This is a genomic window from Aeromonas sp. R2-3, assembly GCF_040908375.1.
Classification (GTDB): domain Bacteria; phylum Pseudomonadota; class Gammaproteobacteria; order Enterobacterales; family Aeromonadaceae; genus Aeromonas; species Aeromonas veronii.
This window is the reverse complement of the sequence record NZ_JBFODP010000031.1, coordinates 71,133-90,035: the sequence shown is the minus strand read 5'-3', so window position 1 is coordinate 90,035 and position 18,903 is coordinate 71,133. Positions and strand designations below refer to the sequence as shown.

Below are 18,903 nucleotides of genomic sequence, written 5' to 3'. Positions count from 1 at the left end.
GGATAAAGGCCATGGCACGTTATTTCCGTCGTCGTAAGTTCTGCCGCTTCACCGCCGAGAACGTTACCGAGATCGACTACAAAGATATCGTTACTCTGAAAAACTACATCACTGAATCTGGCAAGATCGTACCGAGCCGTATCACCGGTACCCGCGCCAAGTATCAGCGTCAGCTGGCACGCGCCATCAAGCGTGCTCGTTACCTGGCTCTGCTGCCGTACACCGATCTGCACAACAAGTAAGAATCGGCCCGGCACTTAAGCCTAACTCAACGAAATTTATAGAGGAAAGGTAATGCAAGTTATCCTGCTCGACAAAATCGCCAAACTGGGCGGTCTGGGTGACCAAGTTTCCGTGAAATCTGGTTATGCCCGTAACTACCTGATCCCGCAAGGCAAAGCTGTTATGGCCACCAAGGCCAACATCGAAGCTTTCGGTGCTCGTCGCGCTGAGCTGGAAGCCAAACTGGCTGCCAACAAAGCTGCTGCTGAAGAGCGTGCTGCCAAGCTGGCCGAACTGGCTACCGTGGTTATCGCTTCCAAGTCTGGCGACGAAGGCAAGCTGTTCGGTTCCATCGGTACCCGTGACGTGGCTGAAGCCATCACTGCTGCCGGCGTAGCCGTTGCCAAGAGCGAAGTCCGCATGGGCAACGTTCTGCGTAACACCGGTGACTACGAAGTTGCTGTTCAGCTGCACGCTGACGTTAAAGCAACCGTACAGATCCAGGTTGTTGCCCTGTAATAGCGATTCGCTTTTGCAGAAAAAACCCGCGCTTTTGCGCGGGTTTTTTATTTTCCGGCCCGGGGGTAGAGTGAAGCTCTGTTCCACTGGAGGAGATCCCTATGGCTTGGGTAGAAGGCCGCGTCATCGAACGCATCGAATGGACACCCACTCTGTTCTCCCTGCGGGTAGCGGCCGAGCTGGCGCCCTACAAGGCAGGCCAATTCACCAAGCTGGCCCTCGAGCAGGGCGATCGCCGCATTCAGCGCGCCTACTCCTTCGTCAATCCCCCCTCTGCGCCATATCACGAGTTCTATCTGGTCGAGATCCCGAGCGGTGAGCTGACTCCCTCGCTCGGCTCGCTGCAAGCAGGCGATACCCTGCTGGTGCAATCCCAGGCTACCGGCTTTCTGACGCTGGATGAGGTGCCCGCCGGGCGCGATCTCTGGCTGCTCTCGACCGGCACTGCCATCGGCCCCTTTCTCTCCATTCTGGCCGATGGGGAAGCCTTCAACCGTTTCGAGAATTTGGTGCTGGTGCATGGGGTACGTAAAGGCGAGGAGCTGAGCTATCAGGATTTGATCGCCAGCTTTGCCGAGCAATATGGCGAGCGCTTTCGCTATGTCCCCTTTGTCAGCCGCGAGCCCTGGCCCGATGCAATGGCAGGGCGGATCCCGGCGGCGATTGCCAATGGTCAGTTGCAGGATCGAGTGGGGTTGGAGTTCTCACCCGAGCTGAGTCAGGTGCTGATCTGCGGCAATCCGGAGATGGTGAAAGAGACCCAGCAGACCTTGCTGGCGCTGGGGTTGGCCAAGAACCTGCGGCGGGCGCCGGGCAATATCAGTGCGGAGAATTATTGGTAAACAATCAGCACAGGGGCGCCAGGCCCCTGCTGCATCAGGAGAGGGCGTTCAGTTCTTCTTGCCGTTGCCCTTGTTTTTATCTTTCTGTTTGTCGTGACCCTGTCCCGGGTTATTGCCGCTGTGGATGCTGCGGTTGTAGTGATCCCGGTACTTGCCATCCATCTTGTCGCAGTTGAGTTTGATCCGGCTGTCGCCAATGCCAAGATCCAGACAGTTGTCCTGCCACCAGTCGTACTCCTTGTCATCCCAGTCGAGATTGATCTTGATGTCATCACCGGAGATCTTGATGCCATCGCTATTTTTGCTTGGCGGTGCCGCAACCGCGATGCCGTGCGCCATCAGCAGGGAAAGCAGCAGGGCGCCGCGCCGGATAACGGGGTTGTGTTTAGCTTGGGTCATCGCAAGGGTACTCCTGTTGTTACTGGTCGCTCTGCGAGTTGGCAGGGACCTGGTTGGTTTGCGGTGGCTGGTTGCGATTCTCTTCATCTTCCAGATTGAATTTGACCGCCTTGCAGTCGACGGAGGAGGTCTCCCCGATATCCAGAGTGAGGCAGTCGTTCTGGGTCCAGCCGAACTGTTTGTCATCCCAGTCCAGATTGAATTTAAGCTCATCGACGGAAAATTCGGTGCCACTGCTCTCTTGATATTGCTGGGTCGCTGCGGCGCTGCCGGTAACCAGAAGAAGGGAGAGTAGCAAAGTGGTCTTACTGTTCATGATGGCCTCGGATAATTGCAACGGTGGATGAGTGTACAGACCGGAGCTGAACCCGGGCGGAACTGTTCCCCATCTCACTACATGATCAAGTCAGGGAGGGATTGTATCGCTTTTCTGCTGCCGATTTGTCCGTTTTGGTCGCACTCTGGGCAGCTGGTTGCCAATCTGAAGGAATTCAGTCATTTGCCCTTCTCTGGGCGAGTCTGGCGACTATAATCGGCAGCCAACTTTTCCTGCACAGCACACCCCTTCATCATGACCACACAGGACTCCTCTACATTGCGCTACCCCAAGGGGTGGTTTGCTCTGACGACGGTATACAGTTTCACCGGGTTGGCCATTCTGGCCTCCATTATCTTCTCCCTGCTGCTGTTCCTCTCCATCGATGACAACCCGCTGATGAAGTGGCTGTTCGGCGGCTTGGCCATCATCTTCGAGCTGGGCAAGTTTTACGTCTGGTACGAGTACGGCGAGCGCAAGGCGCGGCGGGATTTGAGTGGCGCTTTTTGGTCGCTGCTGTTTTACAGCGTGCTGGCGGCCATCTCCATCGGCGGCAGTATCGGTGGCATCAACAGCGCCACCAACACGGTACTGAGCCAGCAGGCGCGCCACGAACGGGAGCTTGCCCGTTTCGACGAGCAGATCGCCAGCATCGAGCGGCAGATCCAGCTCAACGAAGAGGCGGCCCGCAAATACATCGAGCTGGAGCGCATTTCCAGTGGCGTCTCCTCGTTGCAGCACGCCAACACCAAGCTGCGCTTGCAGCAGGATGAGCTGCGTCAGCAGCGCGATGCCAAGCCGGTCAACGAACAATCCTCCATGCTGGGGCTGATGAGCAGTCTGGCGGACGGGGTGGGGATGAGCATCAGTCAGGTGCAGTTCCTGCTGGTCTGCTTCCTCTCGGTGCTGCTCGACGTGTTCGGTGCCTTCTTCGTCAGCCTGATCGGCGAGGAGAACCGCTTTCGCCGGATGTGGCGCTGGCAGCAAGAGCAAGCTCGCAGAGAGGCGCAGGAGGCGTTGGCGCTGGCGGCGCAGCCCGAGCCCATCATGCCCCCAGAGCCGGCCCCCGAAGTGCTGGCGCAGGTGCGCGGTGCGCTGGTGAGCGGTGAGCTCAAGTGCAGCAAGCGCTCGGTGGCACAGGCTTTGTCACTCTCGCTGGAGGAGGTGGACCGGGTGTTCCACCATCTGCTGTCGCAAGGGGTGCTGGGGCAGGGGAGCAATCGCCACTACTACCTCAATCCGGCGCTGGAGCAGCAACCCGGATAGTGAGAAGGCCACCGGAACGCGGTGGCCTTTTTCGTTATCGAGTGGCTGTGGCACTCAGTGAGTCAGCACCATCATCAGGCTGAGGAAGGCGGCCAGTCCGCCACCGATGCCGATGATCCAGTAAAACCCCTTGGCCCCCTGTTTGAACGGGATGCGGAAGTAGAGCAGAAACGCCCACCACCCCAGTGCCAGCAACAGAGGAATAAGAAACATTCGAGCCATGGTGTCCTCGCTGTTATTCTGTTGACCCTTGATCAATCAACAGGATGGATTGTGCAATGACGCAACTACAGATTACCGCATTCGGTGACCCCTCGGTACTCAAGCTCAACCCTTCCCTCGATAAGGTGCCAGCCGATGGCGAAGTGCGGGTACGCATCTGCTTTGCGGGGGTGAACCCCATTGATGCCAAAACCCGCGCTGGTCTTGGCTGGGCGGCGGCCCAGAACAAGGACAAGCTGCCCTGGACACCGGGTTATGACATCTCCGGCGTGGTAGAGAAGGTGGGCCCCGGCGTGACCTCACTGGTCGAGGGGGATCGGGTGTGCGGCATGGTCGGTTTTCCCCTTACCGCAGGTGGCTACGGGGAGTCTGTGGTGGCAAGCGAGAGCGAGCTGGTCAAGCTCGACGGGGTGAGCCTGCTGCAGGGGGCTGCGCTGCCGCTGGCCGGTCTCACCGCCTGGCAGGGGCTGCTTGAGCACGGCGGCCTCCAGAGCGGTCAGCGGGTATTGATCCTCGCCGGTGCCGGTGGGGTCGGCCATCTGGCGGTGCAGTTTGCCAGCGCCTATGGCGCCGAGGTGGTGGCTACCGCCAGCCCCGACAACCATGGCTTCCTGCATGCTCTGGGGGCGAGCTGGATGGTGGATTACCACGACGCGAACTGGCCCGCACGGGTGGTGGCAGAGGCCGGTCAGGTCGATCTGGTGCTGGATCTGGTGGGTGGCGAGAGCGGCAAGACTGCGCTGGCCTGTGTCAAGCCGGGCGGCCGTCTGGTGACGGTGCCCACCATCACTGCCCAGCTGATCAAGGATGCGGGTGCCGCGGCGGGTATCGAGGTGGTCGGCATGCTGGTGCATCCCGACCAGCAGCAGCTGGGTCAGATGTTGATGCTGCTGCGTCAGGGGGAGGTGAAGGTCACCCTCGCCGGTGAGTTCCCCCTGGCTGAGGGGGCGCTGGCCCACCAGACCATCGAAGGGGGCCATGTGCGCGGCAAGCTGCTGCTGCGCATGCCCGCCGCCGACGGTTATCCTGCATGAGCGAGATGATGGAGATGGGGCTCGGCTGGTTGTTTCTGAGCGCCTTCACCTCCGCCACCCTGCTGCCCGGCAGCTCCGAAGTGCTGCTGGGGGCCATGGCGGCCAAAGGGGAGTGGAGCATGGCGAGCCTGTTGCTGTGGGCCACTCTCGGTAATACCCTCGGCTCCATGACCACCTGGTGGCTCGGCTGGCTCGCTACTTTCAAGAAAAAACCGGAAGATTTTCAAGGCCGTGGGGAACAAAAAGCCTTAGGCTGGCTCAAACAACATGGTCACTGGTGTCTGCTGCTTGCCTGGACGCCGGTGGTCGGTGATGGTCTCTGTCTGCTGGCCGGTTGGCTGCGCCTCTCCTTCTGGCGCTCTCTCATCCTGATCGGGCTCGGCAAATTGTTCCGTTATGCCCTGGTTTTTCTGCTGGCCAGTCACATTTTCTAGCCTGTTTTTGTCACTCACGAGGTTACCGTGAACAAAGTCATACCTTTAACGATTCTGCTGGGCTTTACCCTACCGGTGCTGGCGGCACCGACCCTGATCTCCGAACAGGGCAAGGAGGAGGGCAAGCTCGCCATCCCCTACCAGATGTACAAGCTGGACAACGGCCTGACCGTGATCCTGGCCCCTGATCGCTCCGATCCGCTGGTGCACCTCGATGTGACCTATCACGTCGGTTCATCCCGCGAGACGGTCGGCAAGTCCGGTTTCGCCCACTTCTTCGAGCATATGATGTTCCAGGGCTCGAAACACGTCGGTGATCAGGAGCATATGCGGATCATCAACGAGGCTGGTGGTGACATGAACGGCACCACCAACAAGGACCGCACCAACTACTACGAGACTGTGCCGGCCAACCAGCTGGAGAAGGTGCTCTGGCTGGAGGCGGATCGGATGGGCTTCCTGCTCGATGCGGTGAGCCAGAAGAAGTTCGAGATCCAGCGCGCCACCGTCAAGAACGAGCGGGCCCAGCGGGTTGATAACCAGCCATACGGGCTGGTGAGCGAGAAGGTGGGGGAGGCGCTCTATCCGCGTACTCACCCCTACTCCTGGCAGCCTATCGGTTACGTGGAAGATCTCGACCGGGTCGATGTGAACGATCTCAAGCAGTTCTTCCTGCGCTGGTATGGCCCCAACAACGCCACCCTGACTCTGGGCGGCGACTTTGACAGCAAGCAGGCCCTCGGCTGGATTGAGCAGTATTTTGGCGCCATCCCGCGCGGCCCGGACGTGGCTGAGCCTGCTCCCAAACCGGTGACCCTGCCCGAGACCCGTTACGTGACGCTGCAGGACAAAGTGCACCTGCCGCTGCTCTATATCAGCTACCCCACTGTCTCCCTTGGTGATCCGCAGGAGCCGGCACTCGACATGTTTGCTGACGTGCTCGGCGGTTCTGCCAGCTCCATGCTCTACCAGTCGCTGGTGAAAACTGGCAAGGCGATCGATGTGGGGGCATCCCACTACTGTGAAGAGCTAGCCTGTACCCTGACCGTCTACGCCTACCCCAATCCGTCGCAGGATGGCAGCCTCAAGACCCTCAAGGGGGAGGTGGACAAGGTGATCGGCGAGTTCGCCCAGCGCGGCCTCAAGCCGGAAGATCTGGAGAAGGCGATCGCCAAGTACCGCGCTTCCGCCATCTGGGGTCTGGACAGCGTCTCCGGCAAGGTGAGCCAGCTCGCCATGGGTCAGGTGTTTGCCCAGGATCCCAACTATGTGTTCAAGACGCTGGATGCCATCGGCAAGGTGACACCGGAGCAGGTGAAGGCCGCCTACGACAAGTTCATCGCCGGCAAGCCGGCGGTGGTGCTGAGCGTGGTGCCCAAGGGCAAGACCGAGTGGCAGGTTGCCACCCCGAACTTTACCCCCGCCAAGCGCGAGCTGCCGGATTACAGCAAGCATGACGAAGCGCTGGCCGAACGACCGGTAAAAGACAATTTCGATCGCAGCGTGCAGCCCAAGGCGAGCGAGGCGGTGAGCGTCAAGGTGCCCGCCATCTGGCACGGCAAGCTCGACAAGAACATCGAGATCATCGGTACCAAGAGTGACGAGATCCCCGCCGTCTCCATCATGATTGCCCTGCCGGGCGGCATTCGTGCCGAAGATAAGGGGCAACTTGGGCTGGCCAATCTGACTGCCGCCATGATGGGGCAGGGCACGGTGCGCCTGACCGAGGCTCAGCTGAGCGACGAGCTGCAAAAGCTGGGCTCAAGCATTGATGTCTCCAGCGCCCAGTACAACAACCTCATCACCGTCAGCTCGCTGGCGGACAAGTTGCCCCAGACCCTGGCGCTGGTGCGCGAGGTACTGGAGCGTCCGGGCATGCGGGAGGCGGACTTCGAGCGGGTCAAGGCGCAGCTGCTGCAAGGGATGCAACAGGCCCAGCAGCAGCCCGAGTGGCTGGCCGGGCAGGCGTTCCGCGAGCTGGTCTACGGCAAGCAAAACCGCCTCGGTCAACCTACCGACGGGGTTGCGGCCGATGTGGCCAAGCTGACCCTGGCGGACGTGAAGCACTTCTATCAGGCCTACTACAACCCCACCAACGCCAAAGTGGTGGTGGTCGGTGATGTGGATCAGAAGCAGATCGAGGAGCAACTTGGCTTCCTGACCGAGTGGAAGGGGGCCACGCCGACTCTGGGGGATCTCAAGCTCAAGGGTGAGCAGGCCAAGCCGGGCATCTATCTGGTCGACAAGCCGGGAGCGCCCCAGTCGGTGATCCGTATCGGCCGTCGCGCCATGCCGTTCGATACCACGGGGGATTACTTCACCGCCGGGCTGATGAACTTCAACCTGGGTGGTAACTTCAACAGCCGCATCAACCTCAACCTGCGGGAAGACAAGGGCTACACCTACGGGGCCAGCTCGGGTTTCTCCGCCAACCGCGAGGTGGGCACCTTCGCCACCGGCGCCAATGTGCGGGCTGATGCAACCGTCGATGCCATCCGCCAGTTCCTCAAGGAGATGGACAACTACCGCAAGAGCGGCCCGACCCCGGTGGAGCTGGCCTATATGCGCAGCGCCGTCTCCCAGCAGGATGCCCTCTCCTACGAGACCCTCGGCCAGAAGGCGGGCTTCCTGCTGCAGATGGTGATGTATGACCTGAAGCCGGACTATGTGCAGGCCCAGAACAACCTGATCAAAACGGTGTCGCCCGAGGCGCTGAAGGCCAGTGCGGCCCGTTGGCTCAATCCGGCCGACATGGTGATCGTGGTGGTGGGAGACAAGCAAAAGCTTGAAAAACCCCTGAAGGAGCTTCATCTTCCCATTTATCCGCTGCAGTTGCCGTAACTGACGCTTTATAAAAATCAAGAGCCGCCCCGGATGGGGCGGCCTCACATGAGCCGTGAATATGACTACAACAAGCTTGTCGCTCACCGAGTTGCTGAATGCGTTGGGATCACCGGAGCGCCTCACCGCGCTCAAGGGGATCCGGCGCGGGATCGAACGTGAATGCCTGCGCATCACGCCGGATGGCCGACTCGCCCAGAGTGACCATCCCCGGGCGCTGGGCTCGGCCCTGACCCATCCCAATATCACCACCGACTACTCGGAGAGTCTGCTGGAGTTCATCACCCCGGCCACCGACTCCATCGACAGCCTGATGGAGCAGCTCGGCGACATCCATCACCATGTGATTCAGCATCTGGGTGACGAGCGGATTTGGCCGCTCTCCATGCCCTGCTTCGTCGGTGGGGAAGAGAGCATCCGGCTGGCCCAGTACGGCAGCTCCAACATCGGCAAAATGAAGACTCTCTACCGTCAGGGCTTGAAGAACCGCTACGGCAGCCTGATGCAGGTGATCGCCGGGGTGCACTTCAACTTCTCCATGCCAGACAGCTTCTGGAGCGAGTGGCAGGATCTGGTGTGCGAAGGGTGCTGCAGCCAGCGCTTTATCTCCGACAAGTACATGGGGCTTATTCGCAACGTCTACCGCTTCGGCTGGCTGGTACCCTATCTGTTCGGCGCCTCTCCGGCCATCTGCGAATCCTTCCTCAAAGGGCGCAAGAGCAACCTGCCGTTCGAGAAGACCGGCAAGGGCACCCTCTATCTGCCTTACGCCACCGCGCTGCGTCTCTCCGATCTCGGTTACACCAACAGCGCCCAGGCGGGGCTCAAGATCAGCCACGACAATCTGCCTGCCTATGTCAGCAGTCTGCGCCGCGCCATCAACACCCACAATCCCGACTTTGCCAAGATCGGGGTCAAGGTGGATGGGGAGTATCGTCAGCTCAACGACAACGTGTTGCAGCTGGAGAATGAGCTCTACGCCCCGATCCGCCCCAAGCGTACCCCGCGCAGCGGCGAGAAGCCCTCGGATGCGCTGGATCAGCGCGGCATCGAATACATCGAGCTGCGCACCGTAGACGTCAACCCCTTCACCCCTCTCGGCATCGATGCCGACCAGATCCGCTTCTTCGACCTGTTCCTGGTCTGGTGCCTGCTGCGCCCCTCTCCGGTGCTGAGTGACGAGGAGATTGCCCGCAACCGCCGCAACCAGAACAAGGTGGTGCTGGAAGGGCGTCGTCCCGGCCTGACGCTGGAAGATGAGCAGGGCAATGCCATTGGCCTCAAAGAGTACGGCCTCAAACTGTTCGACGAGCTGGCTCAGGTGGCCGATCTGCTGGATCGCTGCTGCGGCCGCAACCGCTATCGCGAGACGCTGGCGATGCACCGCGAGAAGCTGCTCAACCCCGAGCTCACCTACTCCGCCCGCATGCTTAAGGAGCTGCTGGAGAGCGGCAAGGACAACGGCTGCTATGGCGACAAGCTGGCGACCCGCTATCGCGAGGAGCTGCTGGCAGGGGAGCTGCAGTACTGGGATGAGGCCTACTTTGCCGGTGAGGCGAAGGATTCGCTGGCCAAGCAGCGCGAACGCGAGCGCAGTGACAGCCTGTCGTTCGATGACTTCCTGGCCGACTACTTCGGGACCAGTAAGACCCCGGCCTGAAGGCGTGTTCGTACCAACCAAAGTGCCAACAAAAAGCCGCTCGAGTGAGCGGCTTTTTTATTCCTCTGAACCTGAGCGATATCAGACGTGGTTATACATGGCCTCGATTTCGCTCTGGTACTTGGCTTCGATGATCTTGCGGCGCAGCTTCATGGTGGGGGTCAGCTCACCCAGCTCCATGGAGAAGGCGCTCGGCAGCAGGGTGAACTTCTTCACCTGTTCGAACTTGGCCAGCTCTTTTTGCAGATCAGCGATGCGGGCCTCGAAGAACTCCATTACCCGGGAGTGGCGCAGCAGCTCGGTCTTGCACTGATACTGCAGGTTGATGGAGCGGGCGTACTCCTCCAGCGACTCGAAGCAGGGGACGATCAGCGCCGAGACGAAGTGACGGGCATCGGCGACGATGGCGATCTGCTCGATAAAGCGATCCTTGCCGATGGTTCCTTCCACCAGTTGCGGAGCCACGTACTTGCCGTTGGAGGTCTTCATCAGCTCCTTGAGGCGCTCGGTGAAGTAGATATTGCCCTGGCTGTCGAGCTCACCGGCATCGCCGGTACGCAGGAAGCCATCCTCGGTCATCACTTCTGCGGTGGCGTCCGGCTTGTTGTAGTAGCCGCGCATCACGGTGGGGGAGCGCACCAGCAGCTCGTTGTTCTCACCCAGCTTCACTTCGATGCCGTTCAGTGCAGTGCCGATGGAGCCGAGCTTGAACTGGCTGTCTTCGTAGCAGCAGACGGTGGCGGTGGTTTCGGTCATGCCGTAGCCGTACTTGAGGTTGAGTCCCATCGCCTGGAAGAAGAGGTTCACATCGTCAGCCAGACGGGCGCCTGCCACCGGCAGGAAGCGGGTGCGGCCGCCAAAGCGGGCGCGCAGCTTGCGAAACACCAGCCGCTCGGCGAGCCAGAGCTGGCCGTAGAGCAGAGGGGAGGCGGACTTGCCCGCCTGACGGGTGGCAACCATCTGCTTGCCGACCCGGGTCGCCCAGCCAAACAGAGCGCGACGCAGAGCAGGAGCCTGAGCGACTTTGGCCTGGATCATGGCGTAGGCCTTCTCGTAGAGGCGCGGCACGGCGCACATCACGGTCGGCTGCACCTCGCCAATCACATCCATCACCTTCTGTGGATCGCGGATATAGACGTTCTCGGCGCCGCAATAGAGCACGTAGTAGCTCCAGGCTCGCTCGAACACGTGGCTGAGCGGCAGCATGCAGAGCGACACATCCTGCTGATTGAGGTCGAGGCGGCTGTTGTGCATCTCGAAACAGGCAGCGATGTTGCTGAAGTCGAGCATGACCCCCTTGGGCTCGCCTGTGGTGCCGGAGGTGTAGATCAGGGTCAGCAGATCATCCATCCGGTACTGGGTTTCCCGTACTCGCAGTTCCTGCTCGCTGGGCTGATGGTTGCCGGAGACCAGAAATGTCTGGAAGTGGCTCGCCTGCTCGCAGCCGCGCAGATTGACGTTGCCGTCGAGGGCGATGAGCTGGCGGATCTCGCCGCTTTCAATCAGTTGCAGCGCCTGATCGAACTGAGGTTGTTCGCCAACGAACAGCACCTTGATGCCGGCATCTTTGACGATGTAGCGCAGCTGATCGAGGGTGCTGGTGGGGTAGATAGGGACGCTGACACCGCGGGCGGCAAGGATGCCGAGATCGGCCTGGGTCCACTCCGGCATGTTGCGGGCATAGATACCGACCATTTCGGTTGGCTGGTGGCCGGCACGGATCAGCGCCTGTGCGCAGTAGTCCATGGCCTGACCCAGAGTACGCCAGCCGATGGCGCGCCACTGGCCATCTTGCTGAACCCGCAGGGCAGCCTTGTTGCCAAGCTGGGCAATACGTTCACGCATCAGTCGAACCAGATGAAGCTTCGGCATCAGTTAAACATCCTTTAATTACAGTTGTACGCCCGCGAGGGCACTAAAAATCGGGCTAGAGTTTAAACTCCAATATTACGGCTTACAAGTGTTCGCTGTTTGTCTTGGATCACAAAGAGCGCAAATAGCTCTCCCTTTGCGCAGACTGGCCGATACTGCTAGGAGGCAGAGAGAGGGTTAACGATATGAATCTGTGGGTGAAAGGGGCGTTGGCCGCGGTCGGGCTGATGGTGGTGGGGGGCGCTGCGTTTTGGTTCTTTACCGGAACGTCATCACAGGGGCCCGCCAATCCCTGGTATCAGGGGGCCGAGGGGTATCAGCAGGCGCAGCAACAGGCGCTGGCGTTGGGCTATCCGCTGCTCTATGTGCTGGAGACCCCCAAGTGCCGCCGCTGCGGCGATCTGGAGAAGAAATTCTGGCAGAGCAAGGAGATGGCTGGCCCGCTTGCCCGGCTGGTGAAGGTGCGGCTCAACCCGGGCAAGGGGGATGGCAGCGAGCAGATCCTGCGCCGCTTTCCCAAGGTTGCCACGCCGCCCGGCATCTATATCCAGCAGCCGGGCCAGCCCCTCAGACCCATCAAGATAGTGGTGGATATCGACCAGATCTGGATGCCGGGAAAAACCTGGCTGCGGGGCTTCTATATGCCGCTCTCCGGGGCCGGATTCGAGGCGGTGGTGCATACCACCCTGGCCTTGCAGGATCCCGCACTGGACAATGCCCCCCTCGATTGAGGGGGACAAAAGGCATGGGCGCGACGAACAGGCTGGATCAGCCGAAATCGAATAGTCGCGACATCAGCACCGCATCTTCCCTGTCGTTGCCGGTGCCGTAGTAGTCGGCACGGCGGCAATACTCGGCAAAACCGGCGCTCTCGTAGAGGTTGATGGCGGTCTGGTTACCGGCCCGTACCTCGAGAAACCAGGCCTCTGCCCCGGCTTGCTTGCTGCGCGCCAGATAGGTCTGCAACAGCGCTCGTCCCAACCCCTTGCTCTGAAACGCCGGATGCACGCAGATGTTCATCAGCGAGCTGTCACCGGCCACCAGATCCGAGATATAGAAGCCCGCCGGGCGACCATCGACCAGCATCAAGCCGTTGAGATAGCGAGGGCCGAAGCAGGAGAGCAGGTTGGCCTCACTCCACGGCTCCTTGTGAGCGGCTTGCTCGATGGGGTAGACAAGGTCGAAATCGCTCTCGAGCAGGGGACGAAACTCAGGCATGGGGGCTCCGGATGGCAAGGTGTTAGGCACTGGGGTTGGCAGAGGCGGCATTTGTAAAATCAGGTAAAAAGAGCAGCATCACAGTGGGTCTTGGCGGCATGATGCAGGATCACGCCGCGCTGGCCGCAAGGTGTTGGCGCAGCTGTTGCCACAGGGCGCGCTTTTGCGCGGCGCTGGGGGTGAGCGGGCAGATCAGCGCATTTGGCCGCTCGGGGTTGGCCTCCGTCAGCCAGAGCAGGGGGGAGGCGTCCGCCGCGTGCAGGTCGGCAGGCGGCAGCTCGCTGAGCAGTGAGACCTCGTCGGGGGTCATGCCGAGCAACTGGCAGATATCCGCCAGCAGCGTGGTGGCAGGCAGCTGAGGCGCCAGCAACCAGAGTTTGCCGCTGGGCAGCGGAGCGCGGGTGGCCGGTGCCGTCTGGCCCGGCTGTGTGGCGTTTTGCTCAAGCTCGGGAGCGGGTGCTGCGCCCAGCAATGCCGGACGACGCAGTTGCCAGCTTTGAATGCCCATGCGGGCCAACATGCTCTGACGAACGGGATCTTGCATTTGAGGCGACTCACTCTTGATCTGCATTGGGGAAAATTGTGTTGCGCAGAGTACACTCGAACCGCTTTTGCTGCACCCTTTGCAACGCATCATCTGGCGCATGCGGGCATGGTACTCATCACGACACTGGCTATGCATGGGCGCAGCACGCTGCCGATACGGTATCGCACTGCCTTTGCGTTTTTTCCTGCCAGAGGCGGGTATTGTGCGGCAAGAGATACCAGAATAAACATCATAACAAGACAAAACCCAAGGTCGAGCAAATGGATATCGCGCCTTGGGGCTAACATCATCCCAGCTTCGGAACACTCTCTATGTCGTCTTTAGCTCAAGCCCAGAATCCTGCGCGTCTTATTCCCATCCAGGAGCGCTTGCCCCGGCTGCTGGCCGCCCTCGGTGAGGGACTCTACGAACGGCAGGATGCCCTGCGTCTCGGTTTACTGGCGGCCCTCAGTGGCGAGAGTGTCTTCTTGCTGGGGCCACCCGGTATTGCCAAGAGCCTGATTGCCCGCCGCCTCAAGCTGGCCTTTCACGACGCCCGCCACTTTGAATACCTGATGACCCGTTTCAGTACGCCGGAGGAGGTGTTCGGCCCCCTCTCCATTCAGGCGCTGAAAGAGGATGGCAAATACCTGCGCCTCACCACAGGTTATCTGCCGGAGGCTGAGGTGGTGTTCCTCGACGAGATCTGGAAGGCCGGTCCCGCCATCCTCAACACCCTGCTCACCGCCATCAACGAGCGGCAGTTTCGCAACGGAGACAGCCAGCACCCCATCCCGATGCGATTGCTGGTGACTGCCTCCAACGAGCTGCCGGCACCGGACAGCGGGCTGGAGGCGCTCTACGACCGGATGCTGGTGCGGATCTGGATGGATCGGGTGCAGGAGAAAGCCAACTTTCAATCCATGCTGGCCAGCGATGGCCACGCCCACCAGAACTTGCCGGAATCCCTGCAGATCCGGGGGGATGAGTATGAGCTGTGGCAGAGCCAGATTGAACAGGTGCGCCTGCCGGATGCCTGTTTCGAGCTTATCTATCAGCTGCGCCAGCAGCTCGACAGCCAGCTGGCCCATCGCTGCTATGTGTCGGATCGTCGCTGGAAGAAGGCGGTACGGCTTATCAAGGCGAGCGCCTTCTTCAATGGCCGCGATGAGGTCGCACCGGTAGATCTGCTGCTGTTCAAGGATTGTCTCTGGCATGACGAGGAGTCCCGCACCGCTCTGCTGGAGATGATGACCGAATTCTCCCGTCTCTACGGCTATCAGCAACTGGCGATGACCCGTCAGCTGCTGGCGTTACGGGATCAGTTCAAACAGCTCAAACAGAGCGTGGCCCAGCGCCTTTGCACAAAGGCCCGGCAACGTAAGCAGTGGTTTGGCCGGCGGGCCCGGGGTATCGAGATCCCGCTTGCCAATGCCAGACCCTTTGGCAAGCAGGTGCACTTCCATCTGCTCACCCCGGCGCCGCTGGATGGCAGCGATCCCGAACGTCTTACCCGGACCCTGGTGTTCGATCGCACCCTGCTCTCCCACTGGCGCCCCACCGGTGAGGCGCTGGTGGGTTATGAGTTTGGCAACCCGAAAGAGGGCCATTACGAGCTGGTGCTGGACGATGAGCTACGGCTGCAGGTGCTCGATATCCAGCGCCAGCAGATCCCGTTGGTATTGATGGAGCGCAACGCCATCCCTGAGGTGGTGCTGGCGCCCTGGTTGCAGTCGCTCGATGAGCAGCTGGTTCAGGTCAGCAAGGTGATGCAGATGCTCAAGCAGCAGCGCAGCCTGTTCGAGCGTCATCAACAACACCTCTTTATCGACTCACGCTGGTTGCAGCAGGTGGAAGACAGCTTCTTCGTGCTGAACCGGGATCTCGAACTGCTGCGCAGCGAGCTGACCCAGTGGCGCGAGCGGTTGCCAAGGCTGGACGAGTAAGGAGCGCTCATGCTTGAGATCGGCATGCTGGATCTGGGGCTCCTGATTGGCGAAGGGGAGCTTGCGGGTGAGGTGGCGCTCCTGCTAGCGGCCTCGCCCAAGATTTCCGAATTTATCAAACGCTCCCCGCTACAGGGCAAGCTGCTGAAAAAGCGCCTGCAGAGTTGGGGCGAGCAGCTTGGTGAGGAGATCCGTCACAAGCCGGTACCGGTGGCGCTGGAGCAGGAGTACCTGCTCTATCAGGCGCATCGGCAACTGCCGATGACCGAGCTGATTGGTCGCCTGCCCGGCCTGCTGGAGTCGCTGGAGCAGTACAGCCCCTTCGCCGGTGAGGCCAGATCCTTGGTGCGTCAGCTGACGGCCCACCCCACCGAGGGGCTGCGCCAGCTCTTTATCGACAAGTGGCGCGCCAGTCTGGTGGGAAGCCTGTTGCAACTGCAGCAGCAGATCGCCGAGGCGGAGCGGGAGAAACAGCGTCAGGAGATTGAAGATCAGCTGCTGGCGAGCCGCACCCTGGCCGATGCCCTCGACCCCAACCAGATTTCGGCTGGTGGCCTGTGGGATCTGGCGCAGGGGCACTGGCACAAGCGCAGTCTGGTGCTGGTCAAGCAGTATGCCCGCATGTTGCAGCGCGAGCCTTTGCTGGCGGAGATTGCCGGCCTGCTCGGGCGCAGCGAGCGGGATCGGCGGGCGCAGGAGCAACCGGTGCCGCCGGTTCAGGTGCTGGAGTTGGAGCCAGCACCCAGCGACGATGTGCCGGACGATCTGGTGGGCATCCATCAGGCGAACGATCTGATGCGGCTGCTGCCAAGCGAGGCGGTGATGCTGGGGCTGCCGGAGCTGGAGCTGGAGTTCTATCGCCGCTATCTGGAGCGGCGCCTGCTCAGCTACCAGTCACGTGGCACCTTGCCGCGTCAGCGCATCATGCTGCGCACTCCGGAGCAGGGGGGGCAGCAGTTGCAGCAACGAGGCCCCTTTATCGTCTGCGTCGATACCTCCGGCTCTATGGGGGGATATCCCGAGGAGTGTGCCAAGGCGCTGTTTCTGGCGTTGCTCAAGGTGGCGATGGATGAAAAGCGCGGCTGCTACCTGATGCTCTTCTCCACCGAGGTGGCGACCCTCGAGATCACTGCAGATACCGGGCTGGACAAGGCGGAGCGCTTCCTCTCCATGAGTTTTCACGGCGGTACCGATCTGGTGCCCTGCCTGGAAAAAGCGCTGGCCAAGCTCGATGATCCCGCCTTTGCCAAGGCGGATGTGCTGGTCATCTCCGACTTTATCGCCCAGAGCCTGCCTCATCCCCTGCTCGATCAGATGAACCGCTATCGCCAGCGCCAGACCCGTTTTCACGCCGTCGCCATGTCCCGCCACGCCAAGCAGGCGCTGCTGCGGGTATTTGACAACAGCTGGCTGCTCGATTGCGGCCTGCGCGGCCGGCTGCTGCGGCGCTGGCAGCATCACTAGTGACCGGGAGGGGGCAACCCCTCTGGGGTTGTTATCCCGCGCCCTCTTTTTCGCTGTGCGTCCCCGCTTTCATTCCAACGCGATGATATCGCAGTAAAATGTGACTAGCCTGCCATTCGGGCTCTCTGTCCGGGTGATAGCCTTTACAACCATTGTTACAGGGGAAAGATGGTGATTTTCCGGCATCGGCTTGCCCGATGATCTTTCCCATTGATCCGGAGTGTGTATGAGCCGACTTGCCTTGCTGCTGTTGCTGGCGGTGTTCGGGCTGGCAGCCAAACCCTTGTCCCCCGAGCAGTTGGAAAATGAACTGGGAGGGATGGAGCGGGTCTATCAGCCGATCGAGTTGTTGCGCGAGCGTGTTGCCCGTTTGCAGCGGGACGGCAACGCTTATCCGCCGTCGCAGCAGATGCGGATCAGTCGTCTGGCTTGCTGGGCCCAATCGGCCGATGACATGCAGGAGTCCCGAACCGCCATCGCCAATGCGGAGCGGATGCTGGCTATTGCGCGCGAGCAGGGCGATGACGTCGCCGTGGCGGAGCTGACGATTTGCCGCGGCTGGTTCAATCAGCTGCTCGGCGAGGTAGCGAAGGCTCGTCACGATTACGATGAGGGGCTGCGGCTGGCAAGGGAGGCCGCCGTGCCGAAGCTGGAGGCGCTGGCGCTGGCCCGCCGGGGGGCCATGCTGTCGTTTCAGGGGGTCTCAGGCCAGGGACTGATGGATCTCACCAAGGCGCACAATATCTATGAGCAGCTGGGGTTGCCCACCTGGTATCACCAGGCACAGCTCGAGATTGCAGCCACATTTCGTCGTATGGGCCTCTACGCCGAAGCACTCGCCACCCTCAATCGGTTGAGCGAGCATTTTGCCAGAAGTCACGATGGATTTGGCTCGGCAAGGCTAAGTGATCAACTGGCGATGGTCTATCTGCAGACCGGGCGTTATCAGGATGCGCTGAGCGAGCTTGAACGCAGTGCGGCCTTTTATAATCAGCCTCAATATCTGATTGAGCATGCCGAACGCATGGTGATGCAGGCCGAGGCTCTGCTCGGGCTGGATCGCCCCGCTGATGCGGGACGCTTGCTGGCACAAGCGGCGGAGGTGCTCTCTCCCGACGTTGACCCCATCCTCCACGCGCATCTCGAGCTGGTGCGGGCGAGGTTGAGAGTCGAAGAGCAGGAACCTGTGCCAGCCTTGCGTGCGCTTGAGAAGATTGAGCCGATTTTGAAGGTGGAAGGGCACGTGCGCTTTTTGCTCGAGCTCTACTGGGTGCGCAGTCGGGCGCTCGAGTTGCAAGGCGATTATCCGGCGGCGCTGGCCGCATTGCGGGAGCATCTGGTGCAGGAGCAGCGGCTCGATCAGCTGTTACGGGAACAGAGCACGGCCTGGGTGCGCGGCGAGTTCGAACTGGCCCGTCAGGAGGGGGAGAACGAGCGACTGCGAGTCGAGCAGCAGTTGCAGCAGCAGGAGCTGGAGCAGGTCAAGGAGCGTCGCTTCTGGCTGCTGGTGGTGATGGTGCTCTGCGGGGTACTGGCACTGCTGACGATGGGGTGGCTGCTTGATCGCAACCGTCGGATGCGTCGTCTGGCCTTTACCGATGAGCTGACCGGCATCAACAACCGCCGTCGGGTGCTGCGGCAGGGCAGCGATATGCTGGCGCTGGCTCGCAGGCAGGGCACGCCATTTTGTCTGCTGGTGTTCGATATCGATCACTTCAAGCGGATCAACGATACCCTAGGACATCATCAAGGAGACAGGGTGCTGCAATGGGTCTCTCGGGCGGCAGATCGTCAGCTGCGGCACCAGGATCAGTTGGGGCGTACCGGCGGAGAGGAGTTCTTGATCCTGCTGCCGGATACCAGCCTTGAAGAGGCGTGCCGGGTGGCTGAGCGGATCCGTCACACGGTCGCCAACCGGGCGCTGCCCGGCATGTCGTACCCGGTAACTATCAGTATCGGGTGTGCCTCTCTGCGAGACGATGATCAGGATCTGGCGGCCTTGATCCAGCGTGCCGACAATGCGCTGTATCGTGCGAAAGAGGCGGGGCGCAACCGGGTGGAAACAGACGAGTGACGGGCTGGGTATTGTCACTCACCAGGGTGTCATCGCTATTGGGGAGCA

Annotated in this window: 18 protein-coding genes; 12 read left to right on the top strand and 6 right to left on the bottom strand. The window is 60.9% G+C overall.

Annotated features, from left to right (window positions below; all coding sequences use genetic code 11):
- Positions 1–11: 11 nt before the first annotated feature.
- From rpsR to AB5Z02_RS16670, 3 genes are all read left to right on the top strand, one after another.
- Complete coding sequence (gene rpsR / locus AB5Z02_RS16680) at positions 12–242, top strand: 30S ribosomal protein S18 (protein ID WP_005308890.1); 231 nt, start codon at positions 12–14, stop codon at positions 240–242.
- A 52-nt stretch (positions 243–294) separates the two neighbouring features.
- A complete protein-coding gene (rplI, locus tag AB5Z02_RS16675) occupies positions 295–741 on the top strand; it encodes a 50S ribosomal protein L9 (protein ID WP_005340490.1) in 447 nt (148 codons plus the stop codon).
- A 101-nt stretch (positions 742–842) separates the two neighbouring features.
- Positions 843–1,583 (top strand): ferredoxin--NADP reductase, encoded by a 741-nt coding sequence (locus AB5Z02_RS16670; protein WP_368216502.1) that lies wholly within the window; start codon positions 843–845, stop codon positions 1,581–1,583.
- 48 nt (positions 1,584–1,631) lie between these two features.
- Here the strand turns inward: AB5Z02_RS16670 and AB5Z02_RS16665 are convergent, their stop codons facing one another.
- Together AB5Z02_RS16665 and AB5Z02_RS16660 are read right to left on the bottom strand one after the other, a co-directional pair.
- Positions 1,632–1,982 (bottom strand): hypothetical protein, encoded by a 351-nt coding sequence (locus tag AB5Z02_RS16665; RefSeq protein ID WP_042053367.1) that lies wholly within the window; start codon positions 1,980–1,982, stop codon positions 1,632–1,634.
- Between the two features lie 19 nt (positions 1,983–2,001).
- The gene (locus AB5Z02_RS16660) at positions 2,002–2,298 is read right to left on the bottom strand and encodes a hypothetical protein (protein ID WP_368216501.1); all 297 of its coding nucleotides are present in this window, start codon (positions 2,296–2,298) and stop codon (positions 2,002–2,004) included.
- A 255-nt stretch (positions 2,299–2,553) separates the two neighbouring features.
- Here AB5Z02_RS16660 and AB5Z02_RS16655 point away from each other — a divergent pair, with 255 nt between their 5' ends.
- Positions 2,554–3,564, top strand: coding sequence for a Preprotein translocase subunit SecY (locus tag AB5Z02_RS16655; protein ID WP_181223565.1), 1,011 nt, complete (start codon positions 2,554–2,556; stop codon positions 3,562–3,564).
- Between the two features lie 54 nt (positions 3,565–3,618).
- On the opposite strand, the gene AB5Z02_RS16650 is transcribed toward AB5Z02_RS16655, so the two are convergent.
- Positions 3,619–3,786, bottom strand: coding sequence for a hypothetical protein (locus tag AB5Z02_RS16650; RefSeq protein ID WP_368216554.1), 168 nt, complete (start codon positions 3,784–3,786; stop codon positions 3,619–3,621).
- A gap of 56 nt (positions 3,787–3,842) precedes the next feature.
- Between AB5Z02_RS16650 and AB5Z02_RS16645 the strand changes: the two genes are divergently transcribed.
- From AB5Z02_RS16645 to gshA, 4 genes are all read left to right on the top strand, one after another.
- A complete protein-coding gene (locus tag AB5Z02_RS16645) occupies positions 3,843–4,820 on the top strand; it encodes an NADP-dependent oxidoreductase (protein WP_368216500.1) in 978 nt (325 codons plus the stop codon).
- A complete protein-coding gene (locus tag AB5Z02_RS16640) occupies positions 4,817–5,254 on the top strand; it encodes a YqaA family protein (protein ID WP_005348990.1) in 438 nt (145 codons plus the stop codon). Before AB5Z02_RS16645 ends, AB5Z02_RS16640 begins: the two co-directional genes overlap by 4 nt.
- A 27-nt stretch (positions 5,255–5,281) precedes the next feature.
- Positions 5,282–8,095, top strand: coding sequence for a M16 family metallopeptidase (locus tag AB5Z02_RS16635; protein WP_368216499.1), 2,814 nt, complete (start codon positions 5,282–5,284; stop codon positions 8,093–8,095).
- A 61-nt stretch (positions 8,096–8,156) separates the two neighbouring features.
- The gene (gene gshA, locus AB5Z02_RS16630; protein ID WP_064338786.1) at positions 8,157–9,755 is read left to right on the top strand and encodes a glutamate--cysteine ligase; all 1,599 of its coding nucleotides are present in this window, start codon (positions 8,157–8,159) and stop codon (positions 9,753–9,755) included.
- Between the two features lie 81 nt (positions 9,756–9,836).
- Here gshA and AB5Z02_RS16625 read toward each other — a convergent pair whose 3' ends face one another.
- On the bottom strand, positions 9,837–11,627 hold the full coding sequence (locus tag AB5Z02_RS16625; protein ID WP_101531120.1) for a long-chain fatty acid--CoA ligase: 1,791 nt from the start codon (positions 11,625–11,627) through the stop codon (positions 9,837–9,839).
- A 185-nt stretch (positions 11,628–11,812) separates the two neighbouring features.
- Between AB5Z02_RS16625 and AB5Z02_RS16620 the strand changes: the two genes are divergently transcribed.
- Positions 11,813–12,358 carry a hypothetical protein gene (locus tag AB5Z02_RS16620; protein ID WP_058056763.1) on the top strand — a complete coding sequence of 182 codons (546 nt, stop codon included), beginning with the start codon at positions 11,813–11,815 and terminating at the stop codon, positions 12,356–12,358.
- A 37-nt stretch (positions 12,359–12,395) separates the two neighbouring features.
- On the opposite strand, the gene rimI is transcribed toward AB5Z02_RS16620, so the two are convergent.
- Positions 12,396–12,845, bottom strand: coding sequence for a ribosomal protein S18-alanine N-acetyltransferase (gene rimI, locus AB5Z02_RS16615; RefSeq protein WP_368216498.1), 450 nt, complete (start codon positions 12,843–12,845; stop codon positions 12,396–12,398).
- 109 nt (positions 12,846–12,954) lie between these two features.
- Positions 12,955–13,389, bottom strand: coding sequence for a DNA polymerase III subunit psi (locus tag AB5Z02_RS16610; RefSeq protein ID WP_231720214.1), 435 nt, complete (start codon positions 13,387–13,389; stop codon positions 12,955–12,957).
- Positions 13,390–13,703: 314 nt separating this feature from the next.
- On the opposite strand from AB5Z02_RS16610, the gene AB5Z02_RS16605 reads away from it, so the two are divergent.
- The 3 genes from AB5Z02_RS16605 (at position 13,704) to AB5Z02_RS16595 (ending at position 18,855) form a co-directional block, all read left to right on the top strand.
- The gene (locus AB5Z02_RS16605) at positions 13,704–15,317 is read left to right on the top strand and encodes an ATPase RavA domain-containing protein (RefSeq protein ID WP_368216497.1); all 1,614 of its coding nucleotides are present in this window, start codon (positions 13,704–13,706) and stop codon (positions 15,315–15,317) included.
- 9 nt (positions 15,318–15,326) lie between these two features.
- Positions 15,327–16,781: an ATPase RavA stimulator ViaA gene (viaA, locus tag AB5Z02_RS16600; protein ID WP_100646767.1), complete on the top strand. Its 1,455-nt coding sequence runs from the start codon at positions 15,327–15,329 to the stop codon at positions 16,779–16,781.
- A gap of 226 nt (positions 16,782–17,007) precedes the next feature.
- Positions 17,008–18,855 (top strand): diguanylate cyclase, encoded by a 1,848-nt coding sequence (locus AB5Z02_RS16595; RefSeq protein WP_368216496.1) that lies wholly within the window; start codon positions 17,008–17,010, stop codon positions 18,853–18,855.
- Positions 18,856–18,903 lie beyond the last annotated feature (48 nt).